This window comes from Bacillus cereus group sp. Bce041, assembly GCF_052646455.1.
In genome coordinates this window covers 200218-220735 of the sequence record NZ_JBQXON010000006.1, presented here as the reverse complement: position 1 = coordinate 220735, position 20518 = coordinate 200218, and the positions used below count along the sequence as shown (strand labels likewise).

Sequence of the window (20518 nt, the reverse complement as noted above, 5' to 3'; positions counted from 1 at the left end):
ACTAATAATGATTGCTGTCTTTTCTATCATTGCTACGTTTCTCTCTATTCTATTCGCTATCATGCATCGGCACAAGTATCCTGGTTATAGCATTTTAGCGGTAGCTATTATACCAGCTGTTTCCTTCTACGTATTGGGTAAATATCAATATACGGAAGTGTTTATCGGTTTTGCAATCTTCTACTGCATCTTCGGATACATACTAACAATGAAAAGAATTTTATTGAATCATTAAAAGGGACCGATTTCTGCTGACAGAAATCGGTCCTCGCACGTACCTTCCGGTTGCCCACACGAAAGATACATAAATCAATTATTTATCTTCTTTTTTCATAAAAAACTTATGGTGCGGTAAATCAACATTCAATGCCTCTAATTGTTTCTTTTCGTTGTCTAAAATCGCTTTTGCTTTTGTTTTTGTTGCTTCATCTAATCCAGCAAAGATGTCTTCATGCTTCTCTTTCTCTGGAAGTTTCACACCTAATTTTGTTAATTCTTCTTTTGCTTGCTCATGCGTTAATTTTCCGGATTTCTTTTGCTCTAAAATTGACTTCGCTTTCTCTTTTGTCTGTTCATCTAAGTTAGCAAACATGTCTCCATGTTTACCTTTCTCCGGCATTTTCACGCCTAGCTTTGTTAATTCCTCTTTTGCTTGCTCATGCGTTAATTTTCCAGATTTCTCTTGCTCTAAAATGGACTTCGCTTTTTCTTTCGCCTGTTCATCTAATCCCGCAAACATTTCTTTGTGCTTACCCTTTTCCGGGAACTTCACGCCTAATTTTGTTAATTCTTCTTTTGCCTGTTCTCGTGTTAATTTACCAGACTTCTCTTGCTCTAAAATGGACTTCGCTTTTTCTTTCGCCTGTTCATCTAATCCTGCAAACATGTCTTTACGCTTCTCTTTCTCTGGAAGCTTTACACCTAGTTCCTCTAACTGTTTCTTTGTATCGTCCATAATTGTTTTTACTTTTTGTTTTGTAGCGTCATCCAAATCCTTTTTCGCCGTTTTTGCAGGCTGATCCACTGCTGGAGTATTCGTTGCCGCGAATGCCGGAATGCCGACTCCTCCAATGATTCCGAATGATAAAGCACCTGCAATCGCTAAATAACCAACTGTTTTCTTCTTCATAGGAAATTTCCTCCTTCATATTTCTAATGCATGTACACTTTCGTATACAATGCCTATAGTAATGTCGGTTTCTTAACATTTCCTTAACGATTTAACAAAAAAACACCGCTCGTAATGAGCGGTGTTTCTCTATGCTTTTTGTAATTGTAACTCTTCACGTTCCATTATTTTTCTTAATACAATTGTTTGTGTCATTGTAAATAAGTTACCTGTTATCCAGTACAACACAAGTCCTGATGGCGCCGCAAACCCCATAAATAGAATCATTGCCGGCATCATAATTTGCTGCATCTTTAGCATCTGTACTTGTTCTCCAGGTGTAATATTCGATTGGAAAACTTTCATCTGAATAAATGTCGTTAACGCTGCAATAATCGGTAATATATGATATGGATCTGCATGTCCTAGGTTCACCCATAAAAACGAAGATGTGCGAATCTCTTCAGTTCTGCTAATCGCATAATACAAAGCAGAGAAAATCGGCATTTGTATTAATAATGGCCAGCAACCAGCAAGTGGATTCCAACCGCCTGATTTCATTAGTTCTGACATTTCTTTTTGATACTGCTTTTGTTTTTCAAGGTCTTTGCTTACATCACCGTACTTTTTCTTTAGCTTCTGCAATTCAGGTTGCATTTTCTTCATTTTCGCTTGGCTGCGATATTGCGAAACAGCTAATGGAATCATTGCTGAACGAATAACGAGCGTCATAATAATGATAGCAATCCCAAAGCTAGCTCCAGGTATATAATGAGCAACAAATTGAATCATAAACGAGATTGGATATACAAAATAATGATCCCAAATTCCCGTACTATGTGCATCAATTGGGGCTGCATTACTGCAACCAGATAAAACAAAAACAAATAATAATGATAAACTAACGAGCACAGCTCGGTATGATTTTAACATGTTCATTCCTCCAATGTTTCGTAATTATTTAGCGAAACATTGGCGTATACGGACCGACCTCGTCATTCTCTTCACTTGATTCTTGTCTGCGTACAGAACGAATCATTCCATATTTATAAAAAATAGAAAATAGCGGTACATTTCCTGCACTATCTTCACATGTATCAACTAACGCAAAAGCTCTTTGTCTACCGTTTGATGCTTGTTGACGCACAAAGCGAGAAACATTAGTAAGGAAGAAAACTTCTAATAAACAAAGTGCCGTCGTTACAAACGATATATATAGAATTGCATCCTGCAATAAAAATTCCATCGCTTCACATCCTTAATAAGGTCATTTTAGCACATCGGGCAAATATTCTCTATTTCCTTTTATTTTCAAAAAAAGTATTTTGCATATTTTCTCAAGAAAACAATAATTAAGAAACGTTGTATTCGCTTTCTTTAGCATATTCACACACATCAATGAATAGGCTTGATTTATTAGAAATTTATAAAATTTTTGCATTATAATAAAACTATTGCCAGTTTTTGAAAAAACCTTTATTCTCTTCTTGTAATCAAAAATGAATATGGAGATGAAACATACTATGGGTCAACTAGGAGACGCCGATTACGTTCCCGACACCGCCTTTTTATCCTTCCCAGCAGCTAAAACATTTCACTTAGAATTTATGATACAGTTGGTTGTTATTTTTATAGCTTCTATTCTGTATGCAATTTCTATGAATATGTTTTTTATCCCGCATAATATGATTAGCGGTGGATTCGCTGGTGTAGGGATGATTATCGGTTATTTAATGCACTACAATATCGGTGCACTTATCTTTTTACTAAACATTCCTCTTCTTATTTTAAGTCACTTTTACTTAGGCAAGAAGACAACCTTTTTAACAGCTTACTTTGTAGCTGTATCATCGTTAGCGATGAACATTATCCCGGTACACCAAGTTTCAGACGATATTTTACTTTCTTCTGTATTCGGTGGTGTCATCTGCGGAGCAGCTTCAGGAATTATATTCCGATTTGCTTCTTCAACAGGTGGTTTTGATGTTGTTGGATTGATTGTAGCAAAATATCGAGATGTTTCAATTGGAGCAATCATATTTGTATTCAACTTAATCTTACTTGTAGCAGCAGGTTTTATTTTCGGATGGGATATTACACTTTATACGTTAATTAGTCGATTTGTAGTCAGCAAAGTTATCGATGCTGTGCATACGAAACATATTAAATTAACGATAATGACTATTACAGAAAAAGGCGAGGAAATAAAAAGCGCACTACTACATCACGGCATACGCGGGGTGACAATGGTAGACGCTGTCGGCGGCTATACAAACCATAAGAAAAAAATGATTTACACTGTCGTGACTCGCTATGAGTTAGGCGAAATGAAACGTATTATCCGTCAAGTGGATAACAAAGCATTTATGAACATTACTGAAACAGTTGAAATTGTCGGCCGTTTCAAACGCATATAAAAAGGTTAATAAATTAAAGGGCATAACATATTAGTCATATATAATATGTTATGCCCTTTGTTATTCAACTAACGTACCTTTTAGCATAATAAAATCACTAAGTTTATTACTACAAATCGGAGGATAGCATTCCATATACAATACTATCTGTCCATTCATCTTTATTCCAAAAATCTTGTATGAAATGGGCTTCCTTTCTCATACCTATTCGTTCACACAATTTTTGTGAAGCTGTATTACGTGCATCAAGATTAGCCTGTATACGATGTACATTACATTCATTAAATAATTTCAATACCAAACTACTTACTGCTTCTGTCGCCAAACCTCTCCCAACTACTTCATTTGAAAAACTATAACCAATCTCAACAGTGTCTTTCATATTTGTGTACCATACGGATAAATCACCAACTACTTTAGTTTTGTATATAACTGCCAAACTTAATATTGTTTCTTTAGTAAGTACATTATTTGCTATCTTCTTATTAAATCTTTTCTGCATGTCTTCATGAGTCCACTTATTATGTAATAGGAACTTACATGTATCATCACTATTATAAATAGCAAATACATCCTGTAAATCAGTACTCTTAAAAGGTCTAATTATTAATCTTTCTGTTGTGAACTCCAAGTTAGCTCTCCTCCCTTACATTCATGCTATAAAACATTTTTTATAGTATTTAAGCCTCCTTCTTAGATCTCACCTTGATTACATATTTCATCATAATAAATTAAAATCCTTCTTCCACTAAACTGCACCGTTAATGGTATTTCCTTGCGCTTTTTATTTTTTACACTTATTACAAAATCAGATAATTCTATTATTATGTCTCTAAATGTGTTATAATGAAAGCAGACTCACAAAAAAAGAGTATATAGACTTGGAAGTTTCTCTTATTTTACAAGCAAAAAGAAACGAGCAGTCGGGTATATTTCAGACACCATACACGTAACGGTTTAAACAACCGATCATCTTAGTTACTCTTCAATGATCTTTTTATAAAAAGATACGTACAATTAAAACTCACTTCAATATACTATACCTACCTTTTTGACTTCCAAATCATCTTATTACATAAGGAGATGAACATATGAATCAATATATACGATATACAATAGCTGTCCTGTTTGCTATTATCGGCGGAACAATCTGCTTCTGGACAAACACTCAGCTTGGAGAGAATATCATCTTTAATGGAATCGAAACACTTGTAAGCGCTTCAATTTTAGGCGGATACATTTACTTCCTCTTTAATCCAGAAGAAAATGCTCAAAAAACAATGTTATTAACAATGATCGGAATCGTTGGTGGATGTATTTCCTACTCAATGACAAACTATACATTACCACTTCAATTAAGCTCAGCTTTCTTCCACGGTCTATGGACTTGGTTCATTGCATTCTGCCTAGCAGACGTATTCAACCTATTACAAGACAATGAAGAAGATAGCGGTCGCCAAATTGAAAGTAACTCTTAAGCTGGAAGATACTCTTCCAGCTTTTTCATGTTGGTTTGCATACCCCGCATCACGATAAAAAGAAGTTGCCCTCACGGCAACTTCTTTTCCATATACCCCACTTCGTATTCACTAAAATATATCAACGATTTTTCAAATATATCGATCGTTTCTCCACTTATATCAACGATTTTTTCATTATATCGACGCTTCGACACAAGATATCGATTTACCGACAACCTTCGACACTCAAAACGCACAACATACCCTATCCACCAAGCAATTTACTGCCGAACTCTACGATTAAAAAGATAATTAATAAGATCGCGAGTATCTTTAATGCTACATATGCTACTTTAAAAACAGCATAAATGAGCAAGACGATTAAAATAATCGTTAAAATTTCCATCTAGAATTCCTCCAAGCTTTGCTCTTCTTATCTCATTTTACTCGTCCTAGGCTGTTTATGGAACGGCATAAGATGACATAGAAAAAAAAGGATACCTCACCCATCGTAAGATACCCTCTCTTTCAGCTGCTCAAACCATTCTCTTTCTACTTGTAAATATCCCATCTCACTCTTCTCGGCGCTCTTTAATTCTTGATTGGCTTTCTTCATATAAGTACGGGACGCTTCCATATTACCCTCTACATATCTAATAATTCCTTGTGTACGGTAATATCCACTTAGGTCCATTTTTGTAATAGCCTTTGCATGTTCCTTTGCTTCTTGCAAAGAAAGACTATCCATCTGATAAAGGGCTTTATATAAAAGGTACCAACTATGAAAACTACTAACGAAAAACTTATTTTCTTTCGTTACAGGTAGTTGAACAATTCGTTCTATATACGGTATCGCTCTTTCCATTCCCTCTTGATCTGCACGAGCAAAAAAGACGAGCATAAGTCTACTCATTATCTCTCTTATCCCTTTATTCTCTTTTATTTTCTCCTCACTCAATTCTACTAACCTTTCATCCCAATCTTTCGGTCTTTTATAACTAAATAACTCACTCGATATTTGAATCTCATATAAGTGATTTCTAGCTCTTTCATCATCTTTAATTAAAATAAGAAATTGCATCCCATCACTCATAAGCATTCCTTTTATCGGCACAATTGTAACCGCAAAGATTGCAAAATGGAAAAAGGAAAAATATAAAAGATATTGATAATAACTCACCATATATATGTAACCGGAAGTAATACCAAATAGTAAACTCGTAATCGGTCCACCTAAAGTGAGCCACGCCCACTTTTTCGAAAGATTCGGTGTCTCTATAGAAGGTGGTACTAGTGTTGCAACACCTCCAAAGTACGCCCACAATTTATTTTCTCGAATGCGTAATTTTCCCTTTTCTTTTTGAATAGTAATGGGTCCTACTGTCATAAATTTAAATGTCAAACCACCTATTACACCAAATACTACATGTCCTAGCTCATGAATGGCTAACACTAACAATGAAATTCCAACTATTGCCCATAAGTTCAAAATTACTTCTAATTTCCCAGTTCGGATTACTCCGTATAAAATGGACAGAATTAGCGCCACTGTCATTGAGCCAGCTGGCCTTCTTAAAATATCCACCTTTTTCTCCCCTTAATAAATCATTTTTCTTTGCATTTCGTACATGAACTTCCCGAGATGCAATATCCAAATAAATGAGATTAAGCCAATTAATACAAAATCGATATCACTAGCAGCTGTATATATAACGGCAGCCCACCATACATATGCCAATATTGTATTCGTAAATTCATACGCTTTATATCCAGCCTCATGCACAATGTGCTTTAATCCTTCATCTGCGTTTTTCGTCCACATTTTCATAGATTCCATATACGTTACACCTTGTTCAGGATATAGCTTATTATAACGATTTTTTGTTATAAGTCCGATAATTACTACAGTAGTTAAACAAACAATAGAAGCTACTAAATTCCACACCGCAAATGAAACATTTGTATCCTGCAACAGTGCACGTCTACATGTAATAACTGCATATACAAACCATGCCTGCGTAACTATATCGCCTACACGTAAATATATACTTATAATGCCTAATTTTCTGCCTTGTACGCTCTCTTCTTCATCGCGTGCCTCTGCTAACATACGTGTATTCTTCCAAGTATAGTACATCATTAAGATTCCAAAAATAGTACATATACCTATAAATGTATTGGATGATAATTTTCTCGGTTCATCCGAGAGTAAATTTAAAGCTATATAAGACGTTAAAAAGCCACCCATCATACTTAATGCTATTTTCCCCACAGAATCAAATTGTTTTTTTCGTTTACTCTTCATCGTCCTCTTCCCCCTCTACTAACGTAAATATTTCTTCCACCGGTACATTGAAAATTTGTGCGATTTTTAACGACAATACGATAGATGGTGCATAATCCCCGCGCTCAATTAAACTAATCGTTTGCCGTGATGATCCAATCGCTTTCCCTAAATCCCCTTGTGATAAACGATGCTTTGCTCGCAATTCCCTCACTCGATTTTGAAGCTTCATGTCTTCCCTCTTTTTCATTTATTTAATTAAAATTGTAAATAATATCCTTATCTTTGTCAATTATAATTGTCATTACGACTATAATAATTGACAAGATACTTATTTCTTATCCTGTATCAAATTCCTATAAAGAATGTAAAATGCGCATTAAACATAGTCTTGAAAATAAAAAAGTCAGTGCTTTTGCACTGACTTCCTAAATTCTGACATAGAATGGATTTCATATTAACTTGCGTTTTGTAGTAATACTCGTTTTAACTGCTTACGGAAACGAATACCTAACGTAACCGCTACAATCACAATAACTCCAAAAATGATTTTACCGATATGACCTTCTAGCACTCCAAAGATATCATGTAAGTTTCCACCTAACCAGTAACCACCGATTAAGAAGAATGATACCCAAAATAGAGCACCTGAATAAATTGTAATGGCAAAACGACGAAATGGTAAATTAATAATTCCTGCAAAGTATCCTGTGAAATGACGTACACCAGGAATAAAGAAACCAATAAAAATCAGGAAGTACCCATACTTATCAAACCACATTCTCGTTAAGTCAATTTTTCTTTGCGTTAAAAATACGTATTTCCCATACTTTTGAATGAAAGGCATACCTAATTTATTTCCTAAAAAGTATTGAATCGTCATTCCTACACTTGTCCCAATAAAGGATAGAATAATTAAAATCGGTAAACTTAAATCACCCTTATGTGCTAAAAATCCCGCATATGCTAACGTTGGCTCTCCCGGAAACGGAAGTGCAATATATTCTAACAGCAAGCCGACAAGTACAACATAGTACCCGTATTGCTGAAATAATTCATGAATCCATTCCATGTCATCTCTCCTTTCAATCACGTACAACTTCTTACTATTATTGTATAAAAAAATTGTCGAAATAACTATCACAATAGCTTACATTTTTATTACATTTTTGTAAGGGTCACACTAATGATTTTCGTTCTTTATTAAATAGTAAAAATCATTTTTCAAGTCGAAATAGCGAAAAGGCGCATTAATAACATGCAAATTTTATCCATTTTTTAGCACTAAAAAACCTCTCTTATTTTGTTCTCAATAAAAAACCATCACAAACTCATGCTAACTTCATATTAGCTTCATATACGTATTGTAAGATTATATCGGAATTTGTTGAAAAATTTAACCAATATATGACTAAGCATTAATTTGAATAAATATAAGTCGTTTTTCGAAATTGAAAAAAGGGTGAATACGAAATGGAAGCATATAAAATGCACGATTTTATTAATACAAATGTTGAATCTCATCAAAATGAAACCGTTTTTAATTTACAAATATGTGAAACAAGTGAATTTGACGTAAGTTTAACAAAATCTACAACACTATCTTTTATCGTTTCAAAAAAGAATATTAAAATTGTCACGAAAAAATGGATTAATTCAAATCAAGAAAGCATGATTGGCAAAAGCTACATCATTCCAACAAAAGCTTTTCATTATTTCTTACCAATCATCTCTGAAAATGAAGATGAGCTAAATATTCAAGTTCAAAGTTTTGGACTACGTGGTGAGCTTTTATTAAATGAAAGATTACTTATTGATAACAACAACAAACACAACAGCAAAATTACTACATTCTTTGAAACATTAGATGAAAATGTAAATAAAGCATTACGAGGATTACAACTTCATTGTATGTAAGACTCTTACGATAGTAAAAGGAGAATAACAATGAAAAAATTATTATTAAGCGCACTATTATCATTAGGATTTTTAACTCTTCCATTCGCTAGCGCAGAGGCAGCTACAACGAAAGATCAATTAATCGTAGACACTCAGTTAAATAAAATGGATTATTATCAGGATGGAAAATTTATAAAAAGTTTTACTGTCGCTACTGGAAAAGCTGCAACACCTACACCTAAAGGCACTTTTCAAATCGTAAATAAAATTAAAAATCGCCCTTATTATACAGGCAAAATTAAAGGCGGCGATCCACGTAATCCACTTGGTGACCGTTGGCTCGGATTAAATATGGCAGGAACTTACGGAACAACTTATGCGATTCACGGAACTAACAATAATCAAGCAATCGGCAAATGGACAACACTTGGTTGTATTCGTATGTATAACAATGATATACACTGGTTATTTGAGCGCGTTCAGCAGCAAGCTACTGTCACTGTAAAATAGCCTAAAAACAAGATTTATGTGTAGCCAAGAATTTTATGTCTTGGCTTATTTTATTTATTCATTTACAGTAGCAAAACAACTGTATTTACATATATAATAGGAATAGATTTAATTAGCTAATATTTAAACATTGATAAACGTAGATATTAAAATTATACAGTTATAATGTTTTATAAATTTTATAATACATACTATAATAGAACTACTGTAATTCTGAACTATTCAGTAACACTAAACTATTCCCCTTGCTACCTTCATGATTATTTTATAGCGGGGGCTTATTATATGTATAAACAATCTGAGTCACTCGAAAAATGATGAATTCGAATATTGCAGTAAAAAGCGTTATTTAGGAGGTGTTACTATGACGCATATACTGGTGATTGAAGACAACCCAGATATACAAGAACTTATTCGTGAATTTCTAATGGCACAAAACTTTACAGTTGATGTAGTTGGTGCTGGAACAGAAGGTATTCTTCTTTTCCAAAAAAATTCATACGATCTTGTCCTCCTCGATGTAATGTTACCAGATATAGATGGCTATAGTATTTGTAAAATTATGCGAGGACAATCTGATGTACCAATCATTATGTTAACAGGCTTACATAATGAAGAAAGTGAAATTAAAGGATTTGAGTTAGGTATTGATGACTATATTACGAAACCGTTCCATTATACTGTATTTATTAAGCGTGTAGAGGCTGTATTAAGAAGGGCAGCAACGAAGGAAGCAGAAGCTGCAACTATACTACAATTCCATGAATTGATGTTAAACTCTACAGCATATGCAGCTTATGTTCATGGTAATCAAATTGAATTGACAACAAAAGAATTTGAAATTATTTATACTTTACTGCAAAATCGAGGAAAAGTATTATCAAGAAGTGATTTGTTGAATAAGGTATGGGGCTATGAACATTATGGTGATGTAAGAGTTATAGATACACATATTAAAAACTTAAGAAAAAAATTAGGAATTCCTTATATTAAAACGGTGAAAGGCATTGGCTACAAAATCGAATCGTAGCAAAGACAACATCACCAAAAATATTTTCATCAAAACCTTATTATTTTGTATTCTTTTATCACTTTGTCTTTATCAAATTATTTACTTTCTAGCTTCAAACTACGATAAAGAACGTTTTGCGAAAGAAAATGGAACGCCGACTACAGAACAGGCGAATTCAGATAAGCAAAACGACGAAAGTAAAACGAAGCAAAATAAAGCTGTGTCAGAGGGGAGCATTTCTAATTTTCAATCTTCTATTATAGATTATAAATCTCTTTCTACAGCTATCAATCACCTTTTGCAGCCTAGCCAAACTGCAAAGGCAAAAGAACATACACAAAATCTTTCGGGGAAAAATAGCACTTCTAATCCGCCTACAGAAGCAGAAAAGAAAGCCGCTAATAATGATGCCTTACATACACAAAATGCAGCAAGTAAAACAAATGATACAAATGATAATCCAAAGTTAGCAGATGCGTTGCAGCAATTAGCTCCACATATTGGCGCGACAATGCTTGCATTATCACTACTCGGATCTTTAATTTATACAAAACTAATTGCCAAACCTTTTCAATATATGAGCGATGCTTTAAAAGATATTATGAATCTTGATTTCTCAGATAAAAAGCTACTTAACAAAAATACAGATCAAACAGATTTTAATTTGCAAGTAGCTGCTTCACAAGTACCAAATATTGTGAAGAATTTACATGCAAGCAATCAAGATTTAAGAAACGAGCTCAAGAAGGAACAACAATTAGAACAATCTCGTAAAGAATTTATGTCTATGGTATCCCATGAATTAAAAACACCAATCGCAGCCGTTATGGGACAACTAGATGGCATGATTCACGGAATTGGAGCTTATAAAGATAGAGATAAGTATTTGAAACGTTCCTACGAGATGATGCAAGACATTAACATATTAACGGAAAAAATGTCGGAATTATCCAAAATACAAAACCCTCAATTTAAACCGAATTTAGAAGTCATTTCTTTATCTAATATTATTGAGGATGTTATGAAGAAAGTAGATTACTTTGTATCTGTAAAACAATTAAATGTACAATCTAATATTAAACACGACGTACAAATTTTAGCTGATCCTAAATTTATTCAAACTGCTATTTTTAACATTATTTCAAATGCAATTCATTATACAATTGACCATCAGCACGTATATATAAAGCTTTATGAAAAACCAAATGGTTACGCATTAGAAGTATTAAATACAGGTTCACAAATTGATGAAGATAAACTTGCTCATTTATTTGAGCCTTTCTATCGCGCAAACCCTGATAAACACGGTTTAGTACAAGGTAGTGGTCTTGGATTATATATCGTGAAACAAATATTAGATAAACATCAGTTTCCTTATGGGATACAAAACACGCCTCAAGGTGTAAAATGTTCTATTGTATTCCCAAAAGCAATGTAAAAACCTACTACAATTTCATACCCCAAATTCATACTTCGTATGAGTGGCGGAATTTTGTAGAGTATATGACTCTGTTTCGTTCGCCCGTTATCCTTATTTGGATAGCGGGCGTTTTTTATTACTTAAAAGGAGGATTTTTTATGGAAAAGTTTAAATATTCATTGCTCGTTTTATTCGGTGCTTGCAGCTATGGCATACTTTCAACTATTTTCAAACTCGGATTCATAAATGGATTTTCAGCACATCAACTATTAGGGGGACAATATGTCTTCGGATGGATTGGACTATTTCTACTCGTTCTTTTCTTTTCACGTCATAAAGTAACAAAAAAACAATTCTTTTCCTTACTAACCGTCGGAACAACAATGAGTATGACCGGGATTTTCTACGCTATTTCTGTAGAAGAACTACCCGCATCTATCGCTGTCGTCCTACTCTTTCAGTTCACTTGGATTGGTGTCATTATCGAAGCAATTGCAAATCGAACATTTCCAAGCCGCGATAAGATTATATCTATCCTTATTTTGTTTGCTGGTACATTGTTTGCAGGTGGTGTATTTGAAGGCCTCGGACAAAGTTTTTCTACGAAAGGGATTATCTTTGGACTATTAGCTGCTGTCTCTTTTTCATTCTATGTTTTTGCAAGCGGGCGCGTCGCTACGGATGTTCCGCCTTATACGAAAAGCTTCCTTATGACAACAAGCGCTACTCTTATCGTATGCCTATTCTTTCCGCCAACCTTTTTAACAGACGGTGCTTTGCAAGCCGGTCTATGGAAATATGCTTTCTTCCTCGGATTATTCGGCGTTGTTGTACCTGTCATTTGTTTTTCAATCGGTGTACCAAAGGTTGGAACAGGGCTTGGTACAATATTAGGTGCAGCTGAATTACCAACTGCTATTATTGCTTCTATTACACTTGTACATGAAGTCGTAACGTTCATGCAGTGGATTGGAATTATTTTCATATTAGTTGGGATCTTCACTCCTCAGCTGCTTACGGCTAGGAAAGAAAGGAAACAAAATCGCGTGCATAGCGCTTGAAAAAATACAGAATTTATATAAAAGATATAACTGCAATTAAAATAAGTAAATTTATCTGGAGGTATAAATGACTATTTTAAGCATCGTATTTTTTGCTATTATGTGTATCTTCTTCCTAATAAGATATATGAAAGAAAAGAAATTTTACGATTTACTTCTCATTCCCGTTTGTATATATGCAGGAGCAGTGAAAACTCCTTTCGTAGAGTACTTAAACTTTAATACTACATTTAAAATAACGTATGATATTGCAGCTATTATTCTTGTAATCCTTGCTGTACTTTTCTTTTTGAAAGATAAGAAAGAGAATCATACTGCATAACAAAAGACCTTTCATTTACTTGAAAGGTCTTTTTCTCTATCTCATTTTACCGCTCCATACAGCTTCTCTATCTCATGCTCAATTTGTTTTACATCGATTCGCTCAAATAATGGCTGTACGCTATCAATTCTACTTGGCAACGTATTTTGCGGTTCCCAATTTCGTTTCACAATCGACAATGTGTTTCGAACTCTTTCACTTGAAAATGGTAAAAACGGTTCAAGGAGATTTGCAAAATTAGCGATAAGATACACACAGTTATAAATCGTTTCTTCACATGAAACTGGATCATCTTCTCTTTGTTTCCAAGGCTGCTTTTCATCAAAGTATTTATTTGCAAAACGTACTGCATCAAATATTGTTTCTAGCGCCACCTTAAATTTAGTTTGCTCAATCGCCTCTCCTACACGCTTATATAATCCTTCTACTTTATCTTTCAGCTCTACTTCAATACTTCCCTTCGGCACGATACCACCATAATATTTTTCGATAAACTTTAATGTCCGGTTCACAAAGTTCCCGTATGCACCTAATAATTCACTATTATGACTGTAAATAAATTCCCGCCATGAAAAATCAGTATCGCGATTTTCTGGTGCGTTGACGGTTAAAAAGTAACGAATAGAATCTGGATCATAGCGTTCTAATATGTCAGGCACCCATACTGCCCAGTTTTTACTTGTAGATAATTTTCTTTTTTCAACTGTTAAATATTCATTCGAAACGATATGACGCGGGATTGCTTCCTCCCCTATTCCAAGTAATACCGCTGGCCAAATGACGGAATGAAACGGAATATTATCCTTTCCGTGCACATAATATGTTTTCGCTTCGCTATCCCAAAACTCTTGATCATCTTTCCCTGTTTCTTCAGCCCAATGTTTACTCGCTGAATAATAGCCTGTCACTGCTTCAATCCATACGTAAATTTTCTTATCTTCATACCCTTCTACTGGAATTGGTACCCCAATTGGTAAATCACGTGATACGGCCCTATCTAGTAATCCTTCCTTTACATATCTCTCTGTTAGTTGAATCGCATTGTCGCGCCATGTCCCTGTTTGCTTGGCAATTTCTACAGCCCTTTTAATTTGCTCCTGAAATGTATGCAATGCGAAATAGAAATGCTCTGTTTCCTGTACAGATGGTGTACTACCACATAACTTACATTTCTTTTCTAACAAATCGAGTGGATCTAAAATAGCAGAACACGCATCGCATTGATCTCCTCTTGCTGCTTCATGACAATGTGGACATATTCCTTCTACATAACGATCCGGTAAAAACTGCGTACACGTTTCACAATATGCTTGTTCCACTGTTTTTTTAAAAATATGTCCTTCTTCTAATAAACGTAAAAAAACATTTTGAACCGTTTCATGATGGTGCTCACTATCTGTACGTGTATAGCAATCATAAGTAAAACCAAGGCTACGAAAACATCGCTGGAACTCTTCATGATACTGATCAGCAATTTCCTTCGCTGTCACACCTTCTTGTTTTGCTCTAATTGCAATCGGTGTTCCATTACAATCACTTCCCGAAACATACAACACATTCTCACCTTTTGACCGGTAATAACGTGCTAAAATATCTCCAGGTAATAAACTCGCAATATGGCCAAGATGTAATGAACCATTCGCATACGGCCAAGCGCCCCCAATAAAAATACTCATCTTACATTCCTCCTTTAAAATATAAAAAGCCCCACCCCTATCTTAAAAAAGATAAGGGCGGGGCTGTATAAACAGTCGCGGTACCACCTTATTTCGCCAATTACTCACATAATTAGCCTTAACAAGTACGGAGCTATATGCTCTTATACTGTGGTTTTGATAACGAGTACCAACTCTCGTCGCCGCCTACTATTATCATTTGATAAGTTCAGGACGAAGCTCAAAGGCCATTGTTCAAATGAATATTCTTGCTTCTTCTCAGCTACCGAAGCTCTCTGGAAAGAATGTGTTCATCCTACTTTTCCTTTTCAACGCTTTTACGTATAACAAGTATTGTACGACTTAATCACAGAAAAATCAAACTTTTATACGGAAAGAAAAGGAAATTCCATCCCCCTGCCTAATACCTATACGTTCACAAAAGGAGTGATAACATTGAACCAAAAACAACTAAGCACTATAAATGAAAAAAGCTGGAATACAGCTGCTTATGAAGCTTGGACGAATCGCCATGGGGCGCCAGAGGATTATGGAAGATCCCACACGCGAAGTAGCACATTATTTACCTTACATACAATCTCCAAAAGGAAAACGTATTATTAACTTACTCGGCTCAAAAGGAAATAAAGGTGTTGCTCTCGCTCTTTTAGGCTCTGACGTAACAGTTGTTGATATTTCAGCAAGTAATGCAAAATATGCAAATGAACTTGCGGACGCAGCAGGTGTCTCTATCCAGTATGTCGTTTCGGATGTATTAAATGTGCAGCTCTCCGAATCATTTGATATCGTATTGCTGGAACTTGGTGTACTCCATTACTTTCTAGATTTAAAACCACTCTTTCAAAAAATTGCTACTTTACTTAAGCGAGATGGAATGCTTATCCTTCGTGACTATCATCCTGTTTACACAAAATTATTAGGAGTCGACCACCCATCATTTCAAGCCAATGGAAATTATTTCGATGAAGAATTAATTGAAGATGATGTTGCTTATAGCATCCTTCTTACAGAAGCACAGAAAGAATCGCTACCTAAAACAACCATCCGTCGCTGGACGCTAGGAGAAATCATTACAACACTTGCGGAAGAACGTTTTAAAATCGAAAAACTAGTTGAAGAACATGGATCTCATCAAATATGGGTCTTTCCTTCTACTGCACCAGAAGGAATCGAAGAACGTATCCCTGGTCTATATACAATAATTGCGACAGCATGCAAAAAAGGATCCCTTCACGGATAGGATCCTTTTTGCATGCTCACGCATATAAGTTGAGGTTGGAGATTACCATAATTCTGTAGAATAGGACACAAGATATTTCAACATTTCGTCTCTGACTTACGTCGTCAAAAAGGGGTATGACCAACATAACGAAGAGTAATGTTTTTAGTTGATATTGATAATCGTTATCAACTAATTAGAAGTATACATGATGTCATTTCAAATTTCAATAGCATTTCTAATATTTATTTATGAATTTTATGATATGCAAATGTATACATTTTAAGAACTTTTTCTAATACTAATCTGACTCCTTCCATTATCTGCTATAATTTTCATTGAACAGATTAATAACTTCATAATAATGTTTTTATTAATTTTGTTTTAAATATCTATAAATCATAATAAACAGTTTAAATGAGGGTAGGGGTAACGATGAAATATGTTAGTATTCGAAAAAAACTACTGTTCACACTCTTAAGCATTTCTTCTTTATTTAGTATTGCTCTTATTGTTATTCTTTCATTCGCCATGAATCAAGCAAGTGAAATCGAAACGTTAAAAAATGATGTATCAAAAAGAGCGACGATTTTAAAAGAACGTGGCGATTGGTTCCAAGCACAAGTTGCTGGTTTACAAGAATATTTGCTATCACATGATCAAAAAGGATTAGATAAGTTCAATCGAGAAGGGAAAAAATTAGCTGATACTAGAGAGAAAGTAACAAGTGACAAGAAGCTCCCAGAAGGAATGAAAGAAGCTATTTTAATGGGTGGAAAATGGCGTAGCGTCATAGATAATGAGGTACTACCTCTTGCGCGTGAAGGAAAATGGGACGAAGCATCCAAAATTGCTTTATCACAAACAGATTATGTAAATGATCTTTTAGGTCGTTTTAATAAATATACAAATGAAGAGAATGAGAAACGTGACGCATTAATTGCTGATGTCGAGTCTTCTTCATCACTTATTCAATATATTATTTTCTTCTCACTTATTACATGTACATTAACGTCTATCTTATTAGCATGGTGGTTCTCTGGTAAACTCGTTAAACCAATTCGACAAATTGATGAGAAGTTAAAAGAATTAGCTTCTCAAAACGGAGATTTAACGGCTAGATTACACGTAACAAGTAAAGATGAAATTGGTGACATTGCAAATTCCTTTAATCAAATGCTCACTAACTTACAGCATATAATAAAACAAGTTCAACAAACATCAACAAGTGTAAAAGAAGCTTCCGAAAATGTATTTATCGAAACAACCGCTTCTATGGAAAATACCGCAAGAACCCAAGAAACTATGAATGCTCTTGAACACAATATTCGTTCACAAGTTTCTAGCATTGAAGAAAGTTCAACCGCAATGGATGACATGGCAACGAGTGTTCAGCGTATCGCTGAGTCCGCCTCTTCTGTTACTAGTTTAGCTGTCACAACTTCAGAAAAAGCAGATGATGGGAATAAAGTCATTGAGAAATCTATTACACAAATGCATACAATTAACGAAGCTGTTAACGCTACATCACAAGTAGTTGAGCGGCTCATTACACATACAAATCATATAGATACTGCACTTCAATCTATTTCAAATATCGCCGACCAAACAAATTTGCTCGCTTTAAATGCTTCTATTGAAGCAGCTCGTGCTGGTGAACACGGCAAAGGATTCGCTGTTGTTGCCGATGAAGTTCGAAAACTTGCTGAACAATCTCAACTAGCCGCAACTGACATTAACCATTTACTTCATCAAATTCAAGCTGATACAAAAATAGCAAATGATATGATGACACAAGGTCAAGCAGAAGCTTCTGAAGGAATTACGGTTATTCGTACCGCCGGATCTTCATTCTCAGAAATTGTTAACCACATTAACAAAGTCTCTACACAAATGCAAGAAATGTCTGCAACTGCTGAAGAGATGGCTGCAAGCTCTGAAGAAATGAACGCAGCTTTAAATAATATCGCTTCTATTTCAAACGAAGTTGCTGCAGAAACATCACAAACAGCGCATTCGGCTGGTGATCAAGTAAACAAAATGAGTATCGTGGCTAACAAATCATCTGAAATGAAAACAATCGTACAAGAACTTGAAGTTCTCGTCTCTCATTTCAAAACAAACGCTTAAAGTGAAAATGACACGAGCTCAAAGGTATAGGAATGAAAGTTTTACAGTCTCTCTTTTTTCACTTTAAAATATCTCTTTCTATCTCTCATTCCGTCTGCTATAATTCCTAAAGGAAATAAGAAAGCTTTATTCCAACTGGAGTAAAGCTTTCTTTCAATTTTTTACATTTATTAATTCTAATACTAAGATTTCACAAAGGAGGCTTTTAATTATATGAATTTTGTAAGTATCAGAAAAAAACTTATGTTCATGATGGGAACGATTTGCGCTTTATTTGGTGTCGCCTTAGCATTTATTTTATTTTTTGCTATCGACCAATCTCGTAAAGCTGAAACATTACAAAAAGAAATTTCTCCACTGGCAACAGAATTGAAAGAGCGTGGAGACGCTTATCAAGTACAGCTCTCTGCTTTAAGAGGTTATTTACTACAACATGATCAAGTCGAATTAGACAAGTTTAATGAGATGAGTAAACGTCTTGAGGATTCAAAAGATAAACTTCTTTCTAATCCAAATCTTTCTTCGTCCGTAAAAAGCACAATGGAATTAGGGTCTACTTGGAGAAAGTTCATTGAAGAAAAAGTATTCACTCTTGCAAAAGAACAAAAATGGGAAGAGGCTTTACAAGTAGCTTCTTCAGAAAACGGAACGGTCTATAAAGTAATTGGTGACTTCACAAATTACAGTAATGAACAAGCTAAATTACGTGAACAATCTATTGAAAAAATTGATCAATCTGCACTCTTAATCGAATATGTTATTTTCTTATCACTTGTTGTATGTATTATCGTTGCAATTATTCTTGCATGGTGGTTCTCTGGTAAACTGGTGAAACCAATTCAACAAATTGACACGAAACTAAAAGAATTGGCCTCTCAAGAAGGTGACTTAACGGCACGTCTACAAGTAAATAGCAACGATGAAATAGGTGCTATCGCAACATCATTTAATAAAATGTTAGAAAACCTACAACATATTATTAATCGTGTTCAAAAAACATCAGTGGAAGTACAAACCGCTTCTGAAAATATGCTAGAAAAAACGAATACATCACGTGAGGCGACATTAAGAGTCCAAAGCTCGATGTCCAACTTAAATGCAAGTATTCAATCACAAACTTCTAGTATGGAAGAAAGTTCAACTGCAATGGATGATATGGCAGTAAGTGTTCAGCGCATTGCTGAATCTGCTTCATCTGTAGCGGAACTTGCTGTTGCCACATCTGAACATGCTAGCGATGGCAGTACCGTTATCCAAAAATCTGTTTCACAAATGACAACAATACACGAAGCTGTAAATGCTACGTCAGAAGTGGTTGAACGTCTAATCACTCATACGAAATATATTGATACTGCTGTACAATCTATTTCTAATATTGCTGAGCAAACAAACTTACTTGCTTTAAATGCTTCTATTGAGGCAGCTCGTGCTGGTGAGCAAGGAAAAGGATTTGCTGTCGTAGCTGACGAAGTTCGAAAACTTGCTGAACAATCTAAAACAGCTGCAACAGACATTAATCAATTACTACATCAAATTCAAAATGATACAGAAACTGCTAGCTCTATGATGTCTCAAGGCCGTTCTGAAGCATTTGAAGGCATTAATGTTATTCGTGAAGCTGGTACTTCTTTCTCAACAATTGTAGAACAAGTAAATAAAGTATCTACTCAAATGCAAGATATATCAGCAACTGCTGAAGAAATGGCTGCAAGTGCTGAAGAAATGAACGCTTCACTTAATAACATCGCTTCTATCTCTACTGAAGTATCGAGCGAAACTGCCGCAACGGCACAATCTGCTGAACAGAAAGTTATTGTTATGAATGAAATGACAGTAACTGCTAGAAAAATGAAACAAACAGTTGAAGAGTTAGATCAACTCGTATCTCATTTTAAAACAGAATAGATGTTCAAAAAATATCCCTTCTTTGAAAGAGGGATATTTTTTTGAGCTCATTTCCTGCACATTATGCTCATTTCCGTTATAATGAGAATCGATAT

General features: G+C 34.8%; 21 protein-coding genes, 1 pseudogene and 1 other annotated feature. Of the genes and pseudogenes, 12 read left to right on the top strand and 10 right to left on the bottom strand.

The genetic code is table 11. The features are described 5' to 3' along the window. The first annotated feature begins 7 nt into the window (after positions 1-7). On the top strand, positions 8-235 hold the full coding sequence (locus tag ACUN13_RS20370; protein WP_257115750.1) for a hypothetical protein: 228 nt from the start codon (positions 8-10) through the stop codon (positions 233-235). Positions 236-313: 78 nt separating this feature from the next. Here the strand turns inward: ACUN13_RS20370 and ACUN13_RS20365 are convergent, their stop codons facing one another. From ACUN13_RS20365 to ACUN13_RS20355, 3 genes are all read right to left on the bottom strand, one after another. Further along, the gene (locus ACUN13_RS20365) at positions 314-1129 is read right to left on the bottom strand and encodes a hypothetical protein (RefSeq protein ID WP_000730850.1); all 816 of its coding nucleotides are present in this window, start codon (positions 1127-1129) and stop codon (positions 314-316) included. Positions 1130-1258: 129 nt separating this feature from the next. After that, positions 1259-2041, bottom strand: a complete 783-nt coding sequence (yidC, locus tag ACUN13_RS20360) for a membrane protein insertase YidC (protein WP_257115751.1) — start codon at positions 2039-2041, stop codon at positions 1259-1261. A gap of 28 nt (positions 2042-2069) precedes the next feature. Next, a complete protein-coding gene (locus ACUN13_RS20355) occupies positions 2070-2354 on the bottom strand; it encodes a hypothetical protein (RefSeq protein ID WP_257115752.1) in 285 nt (94 codons plus the stop codon). Positions 2355-2631: 277 nt separating this feature from the next. Here ACUN13_RS20355 and ACUN13_RS20350 point away from each other — a divergent pair, with 277 nt between their 5' ends. After that, positions 2632-3525 carry a YitT family protein gene (locus ACUN13_RS20350; RefSeq protein WP_000530044.1) on the top strand — a complete coding sequence of 298 codons (894 nt, stop codon included), beginning with the start codon at positions 2632-2634 and terminating at the stop codon, positions 3523-3525. Positions 3526-3634: 109 nt separating this feature from the next. Here the strand turns inward: ACUN13_RS20350 and ACUN13_RS20345 are convergent, their stop codons facing one another. Further along, positions 3635-4156 (bottom strand): GNAT family N-acetyltransferase, encoded by a 522-nt coding sequence (locus ACUN13_RS20345; protein WP_257115753.1) that lies wholly within the window; start codon positions 4154-4156, stop codon positions 3635-3637. A 460-nt stretch (positions 4157-4616) separates the two neighbouring features. Between ACUN13_RS20345 and ACUN13_RS20340 the strand changes: the two genes are divergently transcribed. Further along, the gene (locus ACUN13_RS20340) at positions 4617-5003 is read left to right on the top strand and encodes a DUF3938 domain-containing protein (protein WP_001077773.1); all 387 of its coding nucleotides are present in this window, start codon (positions 4617-4619) and stop codon (positions 5001-5003) included. A 247-nt stretch (positions 5004-5250) separates the two neighbouring features. On the opposite strand, the gene ACUN13_RS20335 is transcribed toward ACUN13_RS20340, so the two are convergent. The 5 genes from ACUN13_RS20335 to ACUN13_RS20315 all read right to left on the bottom strand — a co-directional run bounded on the left by ACUN13_RS20335 (position 5251) and on the right by ACUN13_RS20315 (position 8341). Further along, complete coding sequence (locus tag ACUN13_RS20335; protein WP_000404782.1) at positions 5251-5391, bottom strand: DUF3985 family protein; 141 nt, start codon at positions 5389-5391, stop codon at positions 5251-5253. A 96-nt stretch (positions 5392-5487) separates the two neighbouring features. Further along, positions 5488-6540, bottom strand: coding sequence for a hypothetical protein (locus ACUN13_RS20330; protein WP_257116105.1), 1053 nt, complete (start codon positions 6538-6540; stop codon positions 5488-5490). Positions 6541-6582: 42 nt separating this feature from the next. Further along, complete coding sequence (locus tag ACUN13_RS20325; RefSeq protein WP_000837717.1) at positions 6583-7290, bottom strand: DUF3169 family protein; 708 nt, start codon at positions 7288-7290, stop codon at positions 6583-6585. Next, positions 7280-7501 (bottom strand): helix-turn-helix transcriptional regulator, encoded by a 222-nt coding sequence (locus tag ACUN13_RS20320; RefSeq protein WP_000776168.1) that lies wholly within the window; start codon positions 7499-7501, stop codon positions 7280-7282. The genes ACUN13_RS20325 and ACUN13_RS20320 overlap by 11 nt, the downstream gene beginning before the upstream one ends. 225 nt (positions 7502-7726) lie before the next feature. Then, on the bottom strand, positions 7727-8341 hold the full coding sequence (locus ACUN13_RS20315) for a DedA family protein (RefSeq protein WP_000454754.1): 615 nt from the start codon (positions 8339-8341) through the stop codon (positions 7727-7729). Between the two features lie 401 nt (positions 8342-8742). Between ACUN13_RS20315 and ACUN13_RS20310 the strand changes: the two genes are divergently transcribed. The 6 genes from ACUN13_RS20310 (at position 8743) to ACUN13_RS20285 (ending at position 13493) form a co-directional block, all read left to right on the top strand. Further along, positions 8743-9186, top strand: a complete 444-nt coding sequence (locus ACUN13_RS20310) for a DUF3978 family protein (RefSeq protein WP_000388769.1) — start codon at positions 8743-8745, stop codon at positions 9184-9186. 30 nt (positions 9187-9216) lie between these two features. Next, complete coding sequence (locus ACUN13_RS20305; RefSeq protein WP_000735058.1) at positions 9217-9678, top strand: L,D-transpeptidase; 462 nt, start codon at positions 9217-9219, stop codon at positions 9676-9678. Between the two features lie 364 nt (positions 9679-10042). After that, the gene (locus ACUN13_RS20300; RefSeq protein ID WP_000148833.1) at positions 10043-10708 is read left to right on the top strand and encodes a response regulator transcription factor; all 666 of its coding nucleotides are present in this window, start codon (positions 10043-10045) and stop codon (positions 10706-10708) included. Next, entirely contained in the window at positions 10686-12128 is a 1443-nt protein-coding gene (locus ACUN13_RS20295; protein ID WP_088346122.1) for a sensor histidine kinase, read from the top strand. The genes ACUN13_RS20300 and ACUN13_RS20295 overlap by 23 nt, the downstream gene beginning before the upstream one ends. Positions 12129-12268: 140 nt before the next feature. Continuing rightward, positions 12269-13171, top strand: coding sequence for an EamA family transporter (locus ACUN13_RS20290; protein ID WP_000410484.1), 903 nt, complete (start codon positions 12269-12271; stop codon positions 13169-13171). Positions 13172-13238: 67 nt separating this feature from the next. Beyond that, complete coding sequence (locus tag ACUN13_RS20285) at positions 13239-13493, top strand: hypothetical protein (protein ID WP_000154129.1); 255 nt, start codon at positions 13239-13241, stop codon at positions 13491-13493. Positions 13494-13534: 41 nt separating this feature from the next. On the opposite strand, the gene metG is transcribed toward ACUN13_RS20285, so the two are convergent. Continuing rightward, a complete protein-coding gene (gene metG / locus ACUN13_RS20280) occupies positions 13535-15169 on the bottom strand; it encodes a methionine--tRNA ligase (RefSeq protein ID WP_089607705.1) in 1635 nt (544 codons plus the stop codon). Positions 15170-15219: 50 nt separating this feature from the next. Next, positions 15220-15490, bottom strand: a binding site (T-box leader). Positions 15491-15604: 114 nt separating this feature from the next. Between metG and ACUN13_RS20275 the strand changes: the two are divergent. From ACUN13_RS20275 to ACUN13_RS20265, 3 genes and pseudogenes are all read left to right on the top strand, one after another. Beyond that, positions 15605-16409 (top strand): annotated as a pseudogene (locus tag ACUN13_RS20275) (class I SAM-dependent methyltransferase). Between the two features lie 414 nt (positions 16410-16823). Beyond that, positions 16824-18518 (top strand): methyl-accepting chemotaxis protein, encoded by a 1695-nt coding sequence (locus tag ACUN13_RS20270; RefSeq protein WP_257115755.1) that lies wholly within the window; start codon positions 16824-16826, stop codon positions 18516-18518. Between the two features lie 213 nt (positions 18519-18731). Next, entirely contained in the window at positions 18732-20423 is a 1692-nt protein-coding gene (locus ACUN13_RS20265) for a methyl-accepting chemotaxis protein (RefSeq protein ID WP_001012209.1), read from the top strand. Positions 20424-20518: the final 95 nt, after the last annotated feature.